Source organism: Curtobacterium citreum (genome assembly GCF_006715175.1).
In the GTDB taxonomy this organism is placed as follows: domain Bacteria; phylum Actinomycetota; class Actinomycetes; order Actinomycetales; family Microbacteriaceae; genus Curtobacterium; species Curtobacterium citreum.
The window spans coordinates 3,250,897-3,268,555 of the sequence record NZ_VFMQ01000001.1 but is presented as its reverse complement, the minus strand read 5'-3'; the positions used below and the strand labels follow the sequence as shown (position 1 = coordinate 3,268,555).

The following is a 17,659-nucleotide window of genomic DNA, read 5'->3' as shown; positions in this document are numbered from 1 at the left end:
CCGGACAGCCGGGTCCGTCGAGAGGAACTCCCATGCGCATCGGATCGAGCATCGCCCTGATCGTCATCGGCGCCATCGTGGCGTTCGCCCTGGACATCCAGCTCGCCGGGGTCGACCTGCGCCTGATCGGGTACATCCTGATGGCCGCGGGCGTCGTGCTGCTCATCATCAGCCTGGCCGTCGGGTTCGGCGGTCGCCGGACGACCACCACGACGCGGTCGGGGATCGACCCGGCGTCGGGGGAGCAGATCACCCGTCAGGACCGGCGCGACGGGACGTACTGACCGCGCTGCGACCCGCTCGCTGGTCGCGTCGGTCCGGTGGTCGCCTTGGTCCGCTTCTAGAACAGGGTCGCGGGCGGTTCGACCTGCACCGGCTCGGGTGCCGGGTCGACCTGCTTGCCCGGCCAGCCCGGGCCCGTCGGAACTTCGGTGTGGTTCTGGTACGCGGTCGCGGCACCACGGGCGCGGACGTCCGCGGCCTCGTTCATCTCGTGGCCGACGTGCCCGCGGACCCACTCGAACGTGACCTTGCGGCCCTGCAGCTCGGCGTCGAGCTCCTTGATGATCTCGACGTTCAGGACGGGCTTGCCGTCGGCCTTCCGCCAGCCCTTCCGCTTCCACCCGGCGAGCCACTCGGTGCACGCCTTGATCGCGTACTGGCTGTCGCACAGGATGTGGAGCGGTTCGCCGGCGTCCTTCGTCGCGCGGAGCAGCTGCAGGACGGCGGTGAGCTCGCCGATGTTGTTCGTGGCACGCGGCCAACCGCCTGCGGCCCAGCGGTCGTCGTCGACGTACCAGGCCCAGCCGGCCGGGCCGGGGTTGCCGAGGGCAGATCCGTCTGCGGCGGCGACGATCGTCACGGGGTGACCTCCAGGGTGGTGCGGGTGCGGGGTCGAGCGTAACGGACCGGGCGGTGCCGCCGTGGTCAGCGTCCGGCGGGGTCGAGGTTCAGGTCGGTGTCCTCGTACAACCAGCCGTTGCCGTGCACCCGCATCGTGGGGTTCAACCAGCGGAGCTGCGCCAGGGTCAGGCCGAAGCGCTTCGCGACCGTGGTCTGGTCGTCGCCGTGGGACACCCGGTACGACGTCGGCACACCGCTGCCGGGCGCGGTGAGCTTGTCGCCCGCCGCGTCGAACACCCAGCCGTAGGCGCCGGCACGGGCGGCGCCGACCTGGACGTGCAGGTCCGGGTACGGGCTCGGGATGTGCCACTGCAGGGTCGCCGCCGCCAGGACGCTCCCGACCCACGGTCGGTCCGCGTCGATGGAGCCGTCCGAGTCGTCGGTGTCGGCTGCCTGCGTGGTCGCCGCGGGCACGAGGACGACGCTGTGCAACCAGTCGGGGAAGGATCCCGCGTCGGAGAGGCTGACGGACGAGGGCGCCGGGGCGTCCGCCTGCCAGGTCGTCGAGGCGACCGACTCCCAGTCGAACCCGTCGCCGGGCGAGGCAGCCGACCGGCGGAACTCGACCGTCATCGGCTGGGGGTTCGTGGTGCGGTAGCCGGAGAGCTGCGCGTCGAAGGTGCCCGCGTCGTCCGCCACGACGCGCACGTGCACGGCGGTGTCGCCCGACTTCGAGACGAGGTCCGTCTCGGCGACGACGGTGCCCGCGGGGACCGCCTGCTTCGTCACGACCTGCTGGGCGGTGCCGCCGGTGCCGCTGCCGTCCGTGCCGCTGTCCGGGCGCGCCGATGCGCTCGGTGCTGCGTGCCCGGTGGGCTTCGGCAGCGGGTCGTCCCCGCCGAACACCGAGCAACCGGTGAGCACCAGCGCCGTCACCCCCGCGATCGCGATCGATGCCGTGACCGTCCTGCGTCCCATGTCGGACCCCCTCGCGTCGACCGTAACGGAGCGGGAAGCGGATCACGAGCGCCGTGACCGAACCGGTACCGGAGGTCACCGGCCTACTGTGCAGCCCATGAGCGACAGCATCCCGGACGCACCCGGCCCCGAAGGTTCCGACGACCGCGCACGGAGCGACGCCCTCCGCGACGCTGCGCACCACGAGGGTGCCGACGGCGTGAGCGCGTCCGAGCAGGAGGCCGCGGACACGTCCTACAGCCCGTCGAGCGAGCGGGAGACCGTGGCGGCGCAGACGGACCAGCGCAGCCGCGAGGACCTGGAGGCGGACGGCATCGATCCGTCCCGCGTCGTGGCAGCGCCCGGGACCGGTGGTGCCGACGACGCCGGCGACGTCGAGCCCGAGCCGGGCGACCTGCACCTGCCCTGGCAGTCCGAGGAGGACCGCGAGGGCTGAGCGAGGCCGGGCCTGGTCGGGTGCGCTCAGGACACGCTGTCCGGGTGGGAGCCGGTGCGCTGCCCGGACTCGAGCGTGGTGATCGCCGCGAGGTCGTCCTCGGTCAGCGCGAAGCCGTCGACGTCGAGGTTCGACCGGATCCGCGCGGGCGTGACCGACTTCGGCAGCACCACCACGCCCTGCTGCACGTTCCACCGGACGAGCACCTGCGCGACGCTGACCCCGTGCGCGTCCGCGATGCCCGTGAGCACCGGTTCGTCGACGAGCCGACCGCGGCCGAGCGGTGACCACGCCCCCGTGGCGATGCCGTGCTGCTCGTGGAACGCGATGAGCTCGCGCTGGGGCAGCCACGGGTGCCGTTCGACCTGGTTCAGCGCGGGGACCTCGCCCGTCTCGTCGATCAGCCGCTGCAGGTGCGACACCTGGAAGTTCGAGACGCCGACGCTCCTCGCACGGCCCTGCTCGCGCAGCTCGACCAGCGTCCGCCAGGTCTCGACGTAGCGGTCGTTCGCCGCGGCCGGCCAGTGGATGAGGTACAGGTCGACCGTGTCGGTCCCCAGCCGCTCGAGACTCGCGTCGAACGCCCGCAGCGTCGCGTCGCGCCCCTGGTGGTCGTTCCACACCTTGGTGGTCACGAAGACGTCGTCACGGTCGAGCCCGGAGGCGCGGATCGCCTTCCCGACACCGGCTTCGTTGCCGTACATCTCGGCGGTGTCGACGTGCCGGTAGCCGGCGTCGAGCGCGAGGCCGACCGCCGTCTCGGCCTGGGCGTCGTCGACCTTGTAGACGCCGAAGCCGATCGCGGGGATGCTGCCGCCGTCGCGGAGGGGGATCGAGGTGACCATGCACCCATCCTGCCGATCGTGGTGGGGGCATGCCCTGCCCCGCGGCGTCAGCTCGGCAGCGTCACCGGCTCGGTGTCGGGGATGGGACTCGCGTCACGGCCGCGCAGGTCGGGCAGCCACCGCTTCGCGACGAGCGGCAGCACCACGCCGGCCGCCGCCATCACCGCGCCGACGGTCATGCCGCCCGAGGGCCCGTTCGCGTCGATGAGGAACCCGGCCACCGCCGAGCCGCCCGCGGCGCCGATGAGCTGCCCGGTGCCCATCCAGCCGTAGGCCTCTGCCGTGTCGGAGAACTTCACGGTCGCGGACACCGAGCCGAACATCACCGCGAGGGCAGGGGCGATGCCGGCGCCGGCGATCACGAGCGCCAGGCAGAGCCACCAGAAGTTCGTGCCGCCCACGGCCAGCGCGAGTCCGACGAACACGATGCACATGCGCGCCCACAGGGTGTTCGGGGAGATCGGACGGTGTCCGAGCGCGAGCCCGCCGGCCAGCGACCCGACGGCGAACACCGCGAGGACGATGCCGGCGTTCGGGCTGCCCTCGCCGAAGACGCTCGTGACGCTGGCCTCGACCGCGGCGCACGCACCGATGAGCAGCAGACCGGTCAGGGTCGCCACCACGACCGAGGGGCGGCGCAGCACGACGCCGAACGCACGCTTCGAGCGAGGGATGCGGACGCGGCCGAGCTCGGGGGAAGCGATGAACCACACGCCACCGACGACCAGGAACACCATCGCCACGACGATCGCCTGCACGGTGCCGACCTGTGTCGCGACGAACGTCGTGATGACCGGGCCGGCGACCCAGATGAGCTCCTGTGCGCTGGCGTCCAGGGAGAACAGGGGCGTGAGCTGCAACGAGGTCACCATCTTGGGGTAGATGGTGCGGACCGCGGGCTGCACGGGCGGGACCGCGAGGCCGCCGAGGAACCCGACGACCACGTACGCCCAGAGCGGCATGGTGGCGAACGCGACGACACCCATGCTCAGCAGCGCGACGATGCTCGTCAGCACCAGGACCGGCCGCATGCCCCAGCTGCCCATCCACCGACTGGTGAGCGGACCGGCGATGGCCTGACCGATGCTCGTCGTCGCGAGCACGAGCCCGGCGGCGCCGTACGAGTGGAAGACGTGCTCGACGTGCAGCAGGTACGCGAGCGAGAGCATGCCGAACGGGAACCGCGCGGTGAGCTGCGCTGCGATGACGCGACCGACTCCGGGGGTCTTCAGCAGGGGTCCGTAGGCGCTCACGAGACGAGTGTACGGACCGGACGGACGGGGCCGTCACCCGTCCGGGGGTGGTGTGGACGAGCGGCCTCCGGAGCCCCGTGTGGAGGACCGTCCGCGACACGCCGACGCGCTGATTCCACACATGTGGATCGAGGCTGTCCACCGGTGTGGGGAAGTGTCGGTGGTGGGCCGCAGACTGGCGTGATTCCGGGCCTCCCGGGAATCCACAGACTGTGGAGGGCGTTGTGGAGAACTACACGGCTGTAACACTTCCTCTTGTGGTCGGTGCCTCGGCCAGCCACTAGATGTAGTGTGGAGCCACCGCAGCGGCCCCTTCCCGGACACGTCTGCGTAGGTGCCAGCGGGCAGGTGCAAGCGGCACCAGACACCAGCACCACTCCACAGCACGAACAACCAGCAAGAACCAGGGGAGATCATGGCCGTCACCGTCTACACCAAGCCGTCCTGCGTCCAGTGCACCGCGACGTACCGCGCGCTCGACAACAAGGGCATCCAGTACGAGGTGCTCGACGTCTCCGCCGACGAAGCCGCGCTCGAGCACGTCAAGAGCCTCGGCTACATGCAGGCCCCCGTCGTCGTGACCGACGACGACCACTGGTCGGGCTTCCGTCCCGACAAGATCGCGACGCTCAGCGCCGAACTCGCGTGAGCCGTGCGGGTCCCGTCCCGGGACCCGCACCTCCGCCGGCCTGGAGGCACGCAGCGCCTCCGACAGGCCACTCCTGATCTGCTGTCCGCACCTCTCACAAGGAGCGCGCACATGAGTCGCCTCGTCTACTTCTCGAGCGTGTCCGGGTACACCGCACGCTTCGTCGAGAAGCTCGGCCGTGACGCGGACCGCATCCCGCTCTACCCGAACGAACCGTTCCTGCGCGTGGACGAGCCGTACGTGCTCGTCCTGCCGACGTACGGCGGCGGCAACGGGCAGGGCGCGGTGCCCAAGCAGGTCATCAAGTTCCTCAACGACGAACAGAACCGCTCGCTCATCCGCGGAGTGGTCGTCGGGGGCAACACGAACTTCGGCGAGGCCTACGGCCTGGCCGGGGACGTCATCGCACAGAAGTGCGGCGTCCCGCTCCTCTACAGGTTCGAACTCTTCGGAACGCCGGACGACGTCCGCGCGGTCAACTCAGGATTGGATGCATTTTGGACGCAGCAGTTGCAGACGTCGATCTGACGTCGCCGCAGACGGGGATGGACTACCACTCCCTCAACGCGATGCTCAACCTCTACGACGCGGACGGGAACATCCAGTTCGACAAGGACCGTGAGGCCGCGAAGCAGTTCTTCCTGCAGCACGTCAACCAGAACACCGTCTTCTTCCACAACCTGAAGGAGCGGCTGGACTACCTGGTCGAGAACGAGTACTACGAAGCGGCGACGATCGAGCAGTACTCGCTCGAGTTCATCCAGAAGCTCAACGACCTGGCGTACTCCAAGAAGTTCCGGTTCCAGACGTTCCTCGGTGCGTTCAAGTACTACACGAGCTACACGCTCAAGACGTTCGACGGCAAGCGCTACCTGGAGCGCTTCGAGGACCGCGTCGTGATGACCGCCCTCGGCCTGGCGCAGGGCAACGAGCAGCTCGCGATCGACCTCGTCGAGGAGATCATCGCCGGCCGCTTCCAGCCCGCGACCCCGACGTTCCTCAACACCGCGAAGGCGCAGCGCGGGGAGCTCGTCTCCTGCTTCCTCCTCCGCATCGAGGACAACATGGAGTCGATCTCGCGCGGCATCAACTCCTCGCTGCAGCTCTCGAAGCGCGGCGGCGGCGTGGCCCTGCTGCTCTCCAACATCCGCGAGGCCGGCGCCCCGATCAAGCAGATCGAGAACCAGTCCTCGGGCATCATCCCCGTGATGAAGCTGCTGGAAGACTCCTTCTCGTACGCGAACCAGCTCGGTGCGCGTCAGGGTGCCGGTGCCGTCTACCTGTCGGCCCACCACCCCGACATCATGAAGTTCCTCGACACCAAGCGCGAGAACGCCGACGAGAAGATCCGTATCAAGACGCTGTCGCTCGGCGTCGTCGTGCCGGACATCACGTTCGAGCTCGCGAAGAACAACGAGGACATGTACCTGTTCTCGCCGTACGACGTCGAGAAGGTCTACGGGATGCCCTTCGGCGACGTCCCGATCTCCGAGAACTACCGCGCGATGGTCGACGACTCGCGCATCAAGAAGACGAAGATCAAGGCGCGTGACTTCTTCACGACCATCGCCGAGATCCAGTTCGAGTCGGGCTACCCGTACATCGTGTTCGAGGACACGGTGAACAAGGCCAACCCGATCAAGGGGCGGATCAACATGTCCAACCTGTGCTCGGAGATCCTGCAGGTCAACACGCCGACCACCTTCAACGAAGACCTCTCCTACAAGGAGATCGGCAAGGACATCTCCTGCAACCTCGGCTCGCTGAACATCGCGCTGACGATGGACTCGCCGGACTTCGGCAAGACCATCGAGACCGCGATCCGCGGCCTGACCTCGGTCTCGCAGATGTCGCACATCTCGTCGGTCCGCTCGGTCGAGGACGGCAACGACAAGTCGCACGCCATCGGCCTCGGCCAGATGAACCTGCACGGCTACCTGGCTCGTGAGCGCGTCTTCTACGGCTCCGAAGAGGGCATCGACTTCACGAACATCTACTTCTACACGGTGCTGTTCCACGCCCTGCGCGCCTCGAACACCATCGCGATCGAGACGGGGGAGACGTTCGACGGCTTCCGCGACTCGAAGTACGCGTCGGGCGAGTTCTTCGACAAGTACACCGACCAGGAGTGGACGCCGGCGACCGAGCGTGTCCGCGAGCTCTTCGCGAACGCGAACGTGACGATCCCGACGCAGGACGACTGGAAGGCGCTGAAGGCGTCCGTCCAGGAGCACGGCATCTACAACCAGAACCTGCAGGCCGTCCCGCCGACCGGTTCGATCTCGTACATCAACCACTCGACGTCGTCGATCCACCCGATCGCGTCGAAGATCGAGATCCGCAAGGAAGGCAAGCTCGGCCGCGTCTACTACCCGGCGCCGTTCATGACGAACGACAACCTGGACTACTACCAGGACGCGTACGAGATCGGTGCCGAGAAGATCATCGACACGTACGCTGCGGCGACGCAGCACGTCGACCAGGGTCTGTCGCTGACGCTGTTCTTCAAGGACACCGCCACCACCCGCGACATCAACAAGGCCCAGATATACGCATGGCGCAAGGGCATCAAGACGATCTACTACATCCGTCTGCGCCAGCTCGCCCTCGAGGGCACCGAGGTCGAAGGTTGCGTCAGCTGCATGCTGTAGCGGTCGGTCGCTGAAGCGACTGCCCACATCCTGGAGGCCCGCACAAGTCCACAAAGAGCTCAGGACCAGGTTCGCGAAAACCTGGTCCTGAACAGCCCCTTAGCAGGGACTCCAACTGAGAGCTGGAGCGTCCACTGTACATGAGTCGAACTGGCCGTCCGGGCCAGGCTCTCGGGGCTGAACCAGTCCCGAGAGGAGGTGAAGACAGTGGGCAAGAGTGTCAACCGAAGTGCCGCAAGCGGTCGCTTCGTCAGCGCAGCTGCCGCCGCTCGTTGGCCGTCGAAGACGACAACGGAGCGTGTGGGTAGTGGCACAAGCAACTCCCGCACGGTGAATCGTTCCGCTAGCTCCGGTCAGTTCGTGACCGCGGCAAGCGCAAGGCGAAACCCCGACGGCACCATCACCCAGCGCGTCTAGCGCTGGAGGCGGGGCAGGTGAAGGCCTGCCCCGCCCACATCGACGGCAAGCTACCTTCAGGAAGAGACCATGACCCTCACCGACCCGGTCCACGCAACGGGCAAGTCCATCCCGCTGATCAGCGCGGTCAGTGCAATCAACTGGAACCGCATCCAGGACGACAAGGACGTCGAGGTCTGGAACCGGCTGGTCAACAACTTCTGGCTGCCCGAGAAGGTGCCGCTGTCGAACGACGTGCAGTCGTGGAACACGCTCACGCCCGAGGAGCAGCAGCTGACCATGCGGGTCTTCACGGGCCTGACGCTGCTCGACACCATCCAGGGCACCGTCGGCGCGATCAGCCTGATCCCCGACGCGATCACCCCGCACGAAGAAGCCGTCTACACGAACATCGCCTTCATGGAGTCGGTGCACGCGAAGAGCTACTCGTCGATCTTCTCGACGCTCGCCTCGACGCCCGAGATCGACGACGCGTTCCGCTGGTCCACGGAGAACCCGAACCTGCAGAAGAAGGCGCAGATCGTCCTCGACTACTACACCGGTGACGACCCCCTGAAGCGCAAGGTCGCGTCGACGCTGCTCGAGTCGTTCCTGTTCTACTCCGGCTTCTACCTGCCGATGTACTGGTCCTCGCGGGCGAAGCTCACGAACACCGCTGACCTGATCCGCCTGATCATCCGCGACGAAGCCGTCCACGGGTACTACATCGGCTACAAGTTCCAGAAGGGCCTGGAAGGCGCTTCCGAGGAGCGCAAGCAGGAGATCAAGGACTACACGTTCAACCTGCTGTTCGAGCTCTACGAGAACGAGGTGCAGTACACGCAGGACCTGTACGACGGTGTCGGGTTGACCGAGGACGTCAAGAAGTTCCTGCACTACAACGCCAACAAGGCGCTGATGAACCTGGGCTACGAGCCGATGTTCCCGAAGGAGACGACGGACGTGAACCCGGCGATCCTGTCGGCGCTGTCGCCGAACGCGGACGAGAACCACGACTTCTTCTCGGGGTCCGGCTCGTCGTACGTCATCGGCAAGGCGGTCGTGACGGAGGACGAGGACTGGAACTTCTGATCCTGGTCTGACTCGTGTGGGGACGCCCCGCTGGCTTCGGCCGGCGGGGCGTTCTTGCACTTCGGCGGCGTTCGTCTGGCGTGCCCGCATTGAGACCGATCGCGGACGGGTCATCTGAGACACATGCTTCCGATCGTGGAAGAGAAGTGGTCGTGCGTTCGGTGAAGGATCGGCTATCGGTACGGGCTGCGCATAGGCCGGTCGGACCTGTCGACCGATCCGAGACCCTCTACCGCATCTTCGAATCGATGTCTCCCGATGTCGCGGGCCTCATCGACCAACTTCGGGTACTGCGGATCGTGCGATAGCCGATCCGCGAGCGAACACACGCCTGGGCAACGCCGCCACCACACCGACCATCGACGCCCTTACCGCAATGCACAACGGATCCGACGCAAGCGTCGCCACGCGAACTGGGGCGATGTCAGCAGGCAACTTCGCGACAGACTTGTCGTGCAGAGCGAGCACCTTGCTCGCGCGCCGAAGGGCAAGGGAGCCGCAGATGCAGTACGTCGTCGTGCAGGTCATTCTGAAGGAGAGGCTTTGGGGAACGGGGTCCGGTAATTTGACCTCTCTCGAGAAGGCGATCAACGACCAAGCCGCAAAGGGCTACCGTCTGCACACCATCACCACGGCCAGCAGCGGAAGCAAGGGATTGGGCGGCGGAGACCGCATTCAGGCGACGATGGTGTTCGAGAGCCTTGGCTGACACTTCTGAGCGAGCGGCTCTCGCAGCGGGTGTATCGGTGTGCGGCCATATGCTCCCCGGGTTCGAGCGTGCCGTCTCTCTTCGTCGTGAGCATCTGGGCGTACACGGCGTCTCGATCGGACACGTCACTACGGTGAAGACATGATCGAGCGGTACGGCACCTCTGCCCAGACGGCGCGCGTGGATCGAGCACGGGTGCACGCCTGGCTGAGTCAGCAGTCGTACTGGGCGCAAGGACGATCCCGCGAGACCCAGGACGCGGCCATCGACGGGTCACGGAACTACGGCGTCTACGACGAGGACACCGGTGATCAGGTCGCGTACGCCCGAGTGGTGACTGACGGCGTGACCTTTGCGTGGCTCTGTGACGTCTTCGTCGCGCCGGAAGTACGTGGGCGAGGCGTAGGCAAGATGCTCGTCGCTGCCGTGATCGAGGACCTTGAACCTCTCGGCCTCAAGCGCACGCTCTTGTCAACAGGGGATGCGCATGGGCTCTACGCGCAGTTCGGCTTCGCACCCCTTGCCGACCCGTCGAAGATGATGGCGCTCGTCCTGTAGCCGACCGATCACTGGACCGCATCCGCCAGCACTTCTTCGATCCACTCGTGATGGTCGAGCCGAGCAAGTTCGGCGAAAGTGACCCATCGGGTTTCGAGTACTTCATGGTCGTCGAGGGTGAACGATGACGCGTGCAGTGTGCAGAGGTACGCCACGGTCACGTACCCGACGCGATCGCCGTTGAGGTAGACGTTCTCGAGAGCGGAGCCGCCGTACGCTCCGATGATCCGGACGATGTCGATGCCCACGCCGAGTTCTTCTCGCACTTCGCGCGCAAGTGCCGAGCGTGGCTCCTCGCCTGGTTCGACGCCGCCACCGATCAGGCTCCATCGGCCGGAGTCGCGCTGCCGCGCGAGGAGGAAGCGATCGCCGTCCTGCACGACCGCGGTCACTCCGGGAAGGAGGAGGTAACTCCTGCCGATCCGCTTCCTCAAGGATCGGACGTACTCGGAGGCCGGCATGTTCCGAAGCTACCGCCGGTCCCGCGCGGAGTGAGGGCCGTTCGGTAGAACCCCAGCAGACTGGAGCGTCCGTAGTCTCAGCTCATGGCTGATGTCCTGTTCCCGATTGCGAGCCTGGCGGTGCTCGTACTGACGGCTGCAGGCGTTGTCTGGCGTGCCGGGAACGAGCGGTGGATTGGTGACGCGCAGCTCGCGCTGAATGCTCGGCCCTTTCTGGCTCTCATCCCTGCCGCCTTCCTCGCGCTGGTCGCTGCGGTGCTCGTGATCCTCGGGGTTGCCTCGCTCGTGGCTGGCTTCGGCGCGGGGTGGGGCTTCTTCCCTCTGGCCCTCGAAGCGGTGATCATCGCGGGGTTTACCCTATGGATCGCGGGACGTCCGTTCCCTCCGGCTTGATGTGGTGTGCCAAGAGGCCACGCATAAGGCTTGCGCCGCCGGACGCGGGCCGGCGGCGCGGACTCGCCCCGCGCCTCCAGGCCGTGATCGAACCGACTACGCCGTTTGCCGAACCGGCGTCGACTACCGCCCCCGCACCAACCCCGGGATCCGCTCCCGGAACGGGAAGAACCCCCGCGACGCGTACGGCCACGCCCGCCCGTCCCACCGCCGACGCACGGTGACGAGCGCGACGCCCTCCGCGCCGAGCCGTATGCGCAACGGGTCCAGGCGCTCCCGGACGGGGCCGACGGGCGCGTACGGGACGACCACCGTGTCCAGGTCCGCAGCGCTTGCCCAGTCGAGGACGGCGGAGGGCTCGACCGAGTCGAGCACCGTCGCGTCGGTCGTCCGCGACGCAGCGTCCGCGACCGCACCGGCGGTGAAGGCCGTGACCGCGGTCGGCACCTCGGCGGGGGAGCGCTGCCCGGGGTCCGCGGCCACGGCGACTGCGCGGATCGACGAAGCAAGGGACGGGTGCTCCGCGAGCAGGCTCTCGGGCTCCAGGTCCTCCTCGTGCAACAGCAACCCGACGCGCTCGCCGACCCGGCCGTCGACGTCGTCGGCCGGCACCGGCACGGCGGGCGGGAAGGGCTCCTCGTCAAGCGCTCGGGCCTCGGTCGCGAGGCCGGTCGGCGCGAAACGGCCGTCGGTGTACCGCGCGATGTTCTCCGTCGTCGCCAGGTACGTCTTCCCCTGGGTCTGCAGTCCGGCGACCCAGCGCCACGACAGGGTGTTGGAGGCGGCGTCACCGTCGAGCAGGTGCCGGTAGAAGAAGTCGGCACCGAGCTGCCACGGTAGCTCGAGGGTGAAGACCCAGATGCTCGCGAACCACATCCGCGTGTGGTTGTGCAGGTAGCCGGTCTCGACGAGCTCACGCACCCACGCGTCCATCGCCTCGATCCCGGACCGCCCGGCGACCACGTCCTCGTAGTGCGCGGGCAGGTCGCCGGCGAGCAGGTCACGGACCTCTTCGCGGTAGCGGCGCCAGACCTCGGGACGCTGCTCGAGCCACCCCTTCCAGTAGGTGCGCCAGAAGACCTCCTGCACGAACTTCTCCGCGGTGTGCAGGCTGTGTCGCTCGAGCACGGCGTCGACGACCTCCTGCTCGGTGACGAGCCGGTGCCGGATGTACGGCGACAGACCCGAGACGTTCGTCCGTGCCGGACCGGTGTCGTGGTTGCGGTCGCGCCGGTAGTCGGCGCCGGCGTGCGGGACGAACGCGCGCAGGGCGTCGAGGCCGGCGGCGCGGGTGGGTGTGGTCACCTCGTCATCCTGCGCCTGGCGGCGCCGGGGGAGCCGTGTGCCGGGGTGACACGGCTGGAAGGTGAGCGGCGGGGCGGACGGCTGCCGCGCCTCCAGTCCGGCCTGGAGGCACGCATCCCGCGGGCGCGACGGCTCACGTCCGTCGCGTGGTCGCAGGACCGAGTCGCGTCGAAGAATTCCTGGAGTCACCGCCGCCGATCCCGGACCCTGTTCGGGGGGCAGCTCCTGTGCGGTTTCACATTGTTCGACGCGTCACTGCGCCATATGTTTGCATCAACCAAGGAGTTGCTGAATGCGAATGCGATCGGCTGTTGCCGCAATGGGGGCGCTTGTTTGTGCCGCAACGCTGTTCCTCACGGGTTGCACAAATGACACGAACACGACTGCAGATCCCACGTCGAGTGCTCGTGCATCGCGGGCTCTCGTGGACCCGATGGTGCAGCTGCGCGACAAGTCTCACGACTTCTACACGGACGCAACACCGGTTCTGCACGAGTCCGGGACCGGCACGACGACGTTCACCGTCTCGAACATCCCGGCCGGGACGAAGCAGATCACCTACTACGTGTCATGCTCGCCAGTGAGCCATTACACGGTCACCATGGGCAAGCACTTCGAGGGCCCTTGCACGTACATCGTCTCCAACAGCGGCGGTATCCCGATCGCGTCTGCGGCCGACACCTCCGTCACCATCACGCTTCCAGCGTCCACCCGTTTCTGGATCGTTGGAATTCCTGATAGCAACTGATGCCCAATCTGGGGGGAAAATGAAGAAAACAATTGCGACGCTGGTTCTGGCGACAGTCCTGGTCGGCACCGGCGGCACGATGGCTCTCGCTGATGAGAGTGGACCGGACACGCCGATCTCGACCGATGCCACCGAGAACGGGATCGTCTCGGAGGACGGTTCCCCGCGGTCTGTCGATGAAGGCGGCACCGGAACTGGTGCCGGATCGGGGAGCGGTGGAGGTCTGCAGCATTCTCCGGTGAGCAGCCCCAGCAGCCTGTGCGAGGGCGGCCGGATCGTCTACACCGCGCGTGACGCGTCGACCGCATTCACGGTTGCGAGCGGGAAGGACGCAACCGTGAGTGGCGAGTCCGACATCACGCTCTCGATCAGTCGGAGCACCACGTTCTCCGTCGGTGGCTCGATCACGAGCACGACCGGAGTATCCGTCTCTGCCGGTGTCGCGGCAGTGAAGGAAGACATCGGTGTCACCATCTCGGCGAACTACTCGGGTACCAGCTCGAGCAGCGGCTCCTGGAAGGTCCCGCACAACTGGAAGCTCGGTCGCCTCGAGATCGGTTCGATCAAGCACACCGGCAGTGTGCAGCGATACGTCGAGAACAAGGCATGCAAGCTGGTCGCCTCTGGTGACCCGCTGCGGTACAAGGCGCCGGAGCGGGGTTGGAGCTTCCGGCACGTGCACGTCTCCTGACGCGGACATGACAAGCGGGGTCTCGGTCGCGCCGAGACCCCGCTTCCTTCTTGCTGATGAGGGTCGTCACTGCTCTGCCTCTCAGCATCGGCGCCCCTCGTCCAGATCTGAACATCGTGTCCACTCGTCGGCAGAAGATCGAACGTGGCATGTCGAATCGTCGGCTGCGCACCCCGTCGCTCAGGCCGGCGGCGTCGCGCCCGCGCCCTCGGTGTCGTCTGCCCCGGCCGGGCCGGTGCCTGCCTGGTCGAGGTTCTCGTGCGGGTCGCCCATGTCGCCGGTGGCCTTGCCGGCGGGGGACAGCCCGAAGTGCTTGCGTGCGGCGTTCTCGTCGGCGAGGGACAGGGTGTTCCCGGCGCCGGCGGACGGTGCGTCCTTGATCGCGCGCTTCGTGTACCCGACGTGCAGGTCCGAGCCGTCGAACGTGGCGTCCTCGACCGGGACGAGCACGGCGTGGCTGCCGAGGAGTCCGGTGGCGACGCTGATGAACGCGGCGCTGCCGTCCTCGTCGGAGGGTAACACCTGCGCGACCTTGCCGACCGATGCGCCGTCTCGGTCTCGGACGGTCGCGTGCTCCACCTCGTGGATCTGGGCCTTGGTGATCATGCGTGTAGTCAACGCCCTCGGCCTGACGCACCCTGTACGGCGAGTCCTCGACCTGTCAACGTTGGCCCATGGGTGAGGACGCGACGACGCTGCGTCGTGTCGCCGGCTTCCGGTCGTACTGGTCGGCGGCGACCGTCTCGTCGTTCGGGTCCGCCGTGAGTGCGGTAGCGGTGCCGGTCCTCGTGGTGACCGTGCTGCACGCGACGCCCTTCGAGGTGGGCTTGGTCAACGCTGCCCAGTTCCTGCCCTACACGATATTCGGACTGGTCGTCGGGGCGTACGTCGACCGCTTCCGTCGGAAGCCCCTCCTGATCTGGTCCAGCGTGGGTCGTGGCCTGAGCCTGGCCGTGATCCCGGTCTCCTGGGCGTTCGGACTGCTCGATCTCTGGGTCACGGCCGGCGCCTTGTTCGTGTTCGGTGTCCTGTCCGTCATCGGTTTCGCCGCGACCCAGTCGCTCCTGCCGCGGATCGTGCCCCGACCGCTGCTCCTGGCGGCCAACGCACGGATCGACCAGAGCGACGCGGCCGCGCAGACCGTGGGGCCGGCGCTGGGTGGTGCGCTCGTGAGCCTCGTGACAGCGCCGCTCGCGATCGCGCTCGACGCCGCGAGCTACTTCGTCGACGCTGTCCTCGTCGCCCGCGTCCGGGTCGACGAGCGCGTGCCGATGCGCCGCGCACGTCCGCGGTTGCGCCGCGACGTCGCCGACGGCCTGCGGTGGACCTACGGGCACGCGATGCTCGCCCCGCTGGCCTTCTCCACGCACCTCTGGTTCCTCGCCAACGCGGCCGGGTCGACGGTGTTCGCGGCCCTCGCACTGCGGACGCTCGCGTTGCCGGCAGTCGTCTACGGTGCCGTCCTCGCGGTCAGCGGTGTCGCGATGCTCCTCGGCACCACCGCGGCACCACGACTCGGCAGCCGCTTCGGGGCTGGGCGCACGATCATCGCCGCTCGCGGCGCGTACCCGGTCGCCTGGGCCGCCATCGCGGTCGCGACCATCGTGCTCGGGCAGTCGATGCCGACGGCGAGCACCATCGTCCTCTTCGCTGCGTTCGCGGTGCAGGGTGTCGCTGCCGGGTGCGAGAACGCGAACGAGATGAGCCTGCGCCAAACAGTGACGCCGGACGAGCTCCTCGGACGCATGAACAGCACGATGCGCAGCGCGAACCGGTCGCTCGCAGCGGTCGGAGCGATCGGAGGCGGAGCTCTCATGACCATCGCGGGCGGAGGGATGGCGCTCATCGTCGTGACGGTCGTCTTCGTGGCCGCTGCGGTCGTCGCCGCTCGTTCTCCGTTGCGGACCGCGCAGCTCCGACAGCACGGCGAGTGATGGAGGTCGGTCAGGAAGTCAGTGTCGCCCGCGGGTGTGCTCCACGACCGTTGGTCCATCGGTTGCCGTTGCGGCGACGGGACGGCACCGGAGGAGCGGGGCTCACGACCGAGCGCTGCCAGCTACGAGTAGGTGCGTCCGACGGCAGGTAGCGACGGTCGCCGTGACTTGTCCGTCGCCGCATCAGTCCTCGGATTCCGCTCGGCGCACCGCGCTGTGGGCAAAAGGAATGGAGAGGAGTGCGCCGCCCAGGAGGACGACCGACACGACGATCACCGACGCGGGGGTGCGGAGCGAGGGTACGACGATGCACACTGCGCAGCAGAGGATCGTGATCACGCCCGAGATCAGCGCCGGAGGCAGCGCCGCTCGGTGCCCGGTCCGCCAGGCTTCGTCGCTGGACATCGTCACCCGCGTCCGGATGCCGGCGAGGTCGTTCCGGCCCAGCTGCCCGTTCGCAGCTCGCCACGTCAACCACATCACGAGGACCGCTCCACCGATCTCGATGACGAGTGTGGACACCATTGCTCCAGGCATGGTGACGACGCTAACGTGCTGGTACATGAACGGCAATGTTCCACGTGGTCAATGGCGGGCGGGCGTTCGGACGACCGACGGCTGGCAGTCCGTCCGCGAGCCCGCCGGACGGTACGCCGAGGCATCCTTGCTCGAGTGGGGGAGCATCACGAAGGGGCTCGTCGGGACGACGGCCGCGGTCACGCTCGAGCTCGAACGGCCGGTCGCGTCGTACCTGCCCGGCGTGCCCGACAGTGAGATGACGGTCGGTGATCTCGTCCGCCACACCTCCGGGCTGGCCCGGGTACCACCGACGATCCGTGACAGCCTCGTCCGTGGCCCGTACCGACCGGCCGTCGGGGTGCCGCTGGACCTGACGACCGCGGTGCCCCTGACGCCGAGGGGGCAGTACGTGTACTCGAACCTCGGGTACGCGCTCCTCGGGGCGGTCCTCGACGCGGCGTACGGGAGCTGGTTCGACGCCGTGCAGGAGCAGGTCCTGCGGCCGGCGGGCATCGATTCCGCGACACTGGTGCCGGCTGCATCGGAGCGCATCATGCCGAGGTTCCTCGGTCGCGCGATCTCGCCGTGGGCGCTGGGTGCGTCCTCGTTCGCGGCGGCCGGCGGGCTCTGGTCGACCTTTGACGACCTCTGCCGCTACGCCGACTGGGCGCTGGAACCGGGTGCACCGCCCTCCCGCACGGTCAGCTGGCAGCGCGACGAGGGCACTCGCTGGATCAACGGCGAAGTCCGGGCCGCGGGGGCGGTGATCGCCCGGGCAGCGGGAGTGACCGCCGTGGTGCACACGCTCGCGAAGGCACCGTACGCGGCCGATGCGATCGCGGCGGCGCTCGTCGAACGGGAAGCGCTGCGCGCGAGAGACGCATGATCCCGATCAACGCGACCGACCCGTCGAGGTCGAGGCAGCTGGACGGACGGGCGCGTCGGTCATTGAGTAGTGTCGGGAACCAGCTTGCGAGCGACACGGGGGTGTGCGTGACGACGGTGTTCGATGACAGGGCGAACGACGCCCCCATCGCTGCTGCAGACGGGACGTCCGGGGACCTGCGAATGCATCGCTCCCGTCCCCGACCGCGCGGCGCGATCGTGACCGTGCTCGCGGCCGTGGTGCTCGCGACGACCGGATGCGCCTCGGACGGCGGAGGCGGACAGGACGCGCGAGACGCGGCAGGCAGGACGC

21 protein-coding genes are annotated in these 17,659 nt (G+C 67.9%); 13 read left to right on the top strand and 8 right to left on the bottom strand.

What is annotated here, in order from left to right; genetic code table 11:
* Positions 1–32 precede the first annotated feature (32 nt).
* Positions 33–284 carry a DUF6458 family protein gene (locus FB462_RS15510; RefSeq protein ID WP_058741116.1) on the top strand — a complete coding sequence of 84 codons (252 nt, stop codon included), beginning with the start codon at positions 33–35 and terminating at the stop codon, positions 282–284.
* 56 nt (positions 285–340) lie between these two features.
* On the opposite strand, the gene FB462_RS15505 is transcribed toward FB462_RS15510, so the two are convergent.
* Positions 341–862, bottom strand: a complete 522-nt coding sequence (locus FB462_RS15505) for a ribonuclease H family protein (protein WP_141862877.1) — start codon at positions 860–862, stop codon at positions 341–343.
* A 65-nt stretch (positions 863–927) separates the two neighbouring features.
* Entirely contained in the window at positions 928–1,821 is an 894-nt protein-coding gene (locus tag FB462_RS15500) for a hypothetical protein (protein WP_141862875.1), read from the bottom strand.
* A gap of 97 nt (positions 1,822–1,918) precedes the next feature.
* On the opposite strand from FB462_RS15500, the gene FB462_RS15495 reads away from it, so the two are divergent.
* A complete protein-coding gene (locus FB462_RS15495; protein WP_141862873.1) occupies positions 1,919–2,257 on the top strand; it encodes a hypothetical protein in 339 nt (112 codons plus the stop codon).
* 26 nt (positions 2,258–2,283) lie between these two features.
* On the opposite strand, the gene FB462_RS15490 is transcribed toward FB462_RS15495, so the two are convergent.
* The gene (locus FB462_RS15490) at positions 2,284–3,102 is read right to left on the bottom strand and encodes an aldo/keto reductase (protein WP_141862872.1); all 819 of its coding nucleotides are present in this window, start codon (positions 3,100–3,102) and stop codon (positions 2,284–2,286) included.
* A 47-nt stretch (positions 3,103–3,149) separates the two neighbouring features.
* Complete coding sequence (locus FB462_RS15485) at positions 3,150–4,355, bottom strand: MFS transporter (RefSeq protein WP_141862870.1); 1,206 nt, start codon at positions 4,353–4,355, stop codon at positions 3,150–3,152.
* Between the two features lie 415 nt (positions 4,356–4,770).
* Between FB462_RS15485 and nrdH the strand changes: the two genes are divergently transcribed.
* The 6 genes from nrdH (at position 4,771) to FB462_RS15450 (ending at position 10,410) form a co-directional block, all read left to right on the top strand.
* Positions 4,771–5,004, top strand: coding sequence for a glutaredoxin-like protein NrdH (gene nrdH, locus FB462_RS15480; RefSeq protein WP_058727719.1), 234 nt, complete (start codon positions 4,771–4,773; stop codon positions 5,002–5,004).
* Positions 5,005–5,115: 111 nt separating this feature from the next.
* Complete coding sequence (nrdI, locus tag FB462_RS15475) at positions 5,116–5,532, top strand: class Ib ribonucleoside-diphosphate reductase assembly flavoprotein NrdI (RefSeq protein ID WP_058741109.1); 417 nt, start codon at positions 5,116–5,118, stop codon at positions 5,530–5,532.
* A 17-nt stretch (positions 5,533–5,549) separates the two neighbouring features.
* The gene (nrdE, locus tag FB462_RS15470; protein ID WP_141862868.1) at positions 5,550–7,655 is read left to right on the top strand and encodes a class 1b ribonucleoside-diphosphate reductase subunit alpha; all 2,106 of its coding nucleotides are present in this window, start codon (positions 5,550–5,552) and stop codon (positions 7,653–7,655) included.
* Positions 7,656–8,141: 486 nt separating this feature from the next.
* Positions 8,142–9,143 carry a class 1b ribonucleoside-diphosphate reductase subunit beta gene (nrdF, locus tag FB462_RS15460; protein ID WP_141862864.1) on the top strand — a complete coding sequence of 334 codons (1,002 nt, stop codon included), beginning with the start codon at positions 8,142–8,144 and terminating at the stop codon, positions 9,141–9,143.
* Between the two features lie 502 nt (positions 9,144–9,645).
* A complete protein-coding gene (locus FB462_RS15455) occupies positions 9,646–9,852 on the top strand; it encodes a DUF4177 domain-containing protein (protein WP_058741108.1) in 207 nt (68 codons plus the stop codon).
* 141 nt (positions 9,853–9,993) lie between these two features.
* Positions 9,994–10,410, top strand: coding sequence for a GNAT family N-acetyltransferase (locus FB462_RS15450; RefSeq protein ID WP_141862862.1), 417 nt, complete (start codon positions 9,994–9,996; stop codon positions 10,408–10,410).
* 8 nt (positions 10,411–10,418) lie between these two features.
* Here the strand turns inward: FB462_RS15450 and FB462_RS15445 are convergent, their stop codons facing one another.
* Complete coding sequence (locus tag FB462_RS15445) at positions 10,419–10,871, bottom strand: NUDIX domain-containing protein (RefSeq protein ID WP_141862860.1); 453 nt, start codon at positions 10,869–10,871, stop codon at positions 10,419–10,421.
* A gap of 84 nt (positions 10,872–10,955) precedes the next feature.
* On the opposite strand from FB462_RS15445, the gene FB462_RS15440 reads away from it, so the two are divergent.
* Positions 10,956–11,264 (top strand): hypothetical protein, encoded by a 309-nt coding sequence (locus FB462_RS15440; RefSeq protein WP_141862858.1) that lies wholly within the window; start codon positions 10,956–10,958, stop codon positions 11,262–11,264.
* A 123-nt stretch (positions 11,265–11,387) separates the two neighbouring features.
* On the opposite strand, the gene FB462_RS15435 is transcribed toward FB462_RS15440, so the two are convergent.
* Positions 11,388–12,569 (bottom strand): FAD-binding domain-containing protein, encoded by a 1,182-nt coding sequence (locus FB462_RS15435; protein ID WP_141862856.1) that lies wholly within the window; start codon positions 12,567–12,569, stop codon positions 11,388–11,390.
* A 433-nt stretch (positions 12,570–13,002) separates the two neighbouring features.
* On the opposite strand from FB462_RS15435, the gene FB462_RS15430 reads away from it, so the two are divergent.
* Together FB462_RS15430 and FB462_RS15425 are read left to right on the top strand one after the other, a co-directional pair.
* A complete protein-coding gene (locus FB462_RS15430; RefSeq protein ID WP_141862854.1) occupies positions 13,003–13,317 on the top strand; it encodes a hypothetical protein in 315 nt (104 codons plus the stop codon).
* Between the two features lie 19 nt (positions 13,318–13,336).
* Entirely contained in the window at positions 13,337–14,008 is a 672-nt protein-coding gene (locus FB462_RS15425) for a hypothetical protein (RefSeq protein ID WP_141862852.1), read from the top strand.
* Positions 14,009–14,188: 180 nt separating this feature from the next.
* Here the strand turns inward: FB462_RS15425 and FB462_RS15420 are convergent, their stop codons facing one another.
* Positions 14,189–14,614: a PRC-barrel domain-containing protein gene (locus FB462_RS15420; RefSeq protein WP_141862850.1), complete on the bottom strand. Its 426-nt coding sequence runs from the start codon at positions 14,612–14,614 to the stop codon at positions 14,189–14,191.
* A gap of 68 nt (positions 14,615–14,682) precedes the next feature.
* Between FB462_RS15420 and FB462_RS15415 the strand changes: the two genes are divergently transcribed.
* Positions 14,683–15,942 (top strand): MFS transporter, encoded by a 1,260-nt coding sequence (locus FB462_RS15415; protein ID WP_141862848.1) that lies wholly within the window; start codon positions 14,683–14,685, stop codon positions 15,940–15,942.
* A gap of 183 nt (positions 15,943–16,125) precedes the next feature.
* On the opposite strand, the gene FB462_RS15410 is transcribed toward FB462_RS15415, so the two are convergent.
* Positions 16,126–16,479, bottom strand: coding sequence for an SdpI family protein (locus FB462_RS15410; protein ID WP_141862846.1), 354 nt, complete (start codon positions 16,477–16,479; stop codon positions 16,126–16,128).
* On the opposite strand from FB462_RS15410, the gene FB462_RS15405 reads away from it, so the two are divergent.
* Positions 16,478–17,347 carry a serine hydrolase domain-containing protein gene (locus FB462_RS15405; RefSeq protein ID WP_167510144.1) on the top strand — a complete coding sequence of 290 codons (870 nt, stop codon included), beginning with the start codon at positions 16,478–16,480 and terminating at the stop codon, positions 17,345–17,347. The two genes, FB462_RS15410 and FB462_RS15405, sit on opposite strands and share 2 nt — an antisense overlap.
* Positions 17,348–17,659: the final 312 nt, after the last annotated feature.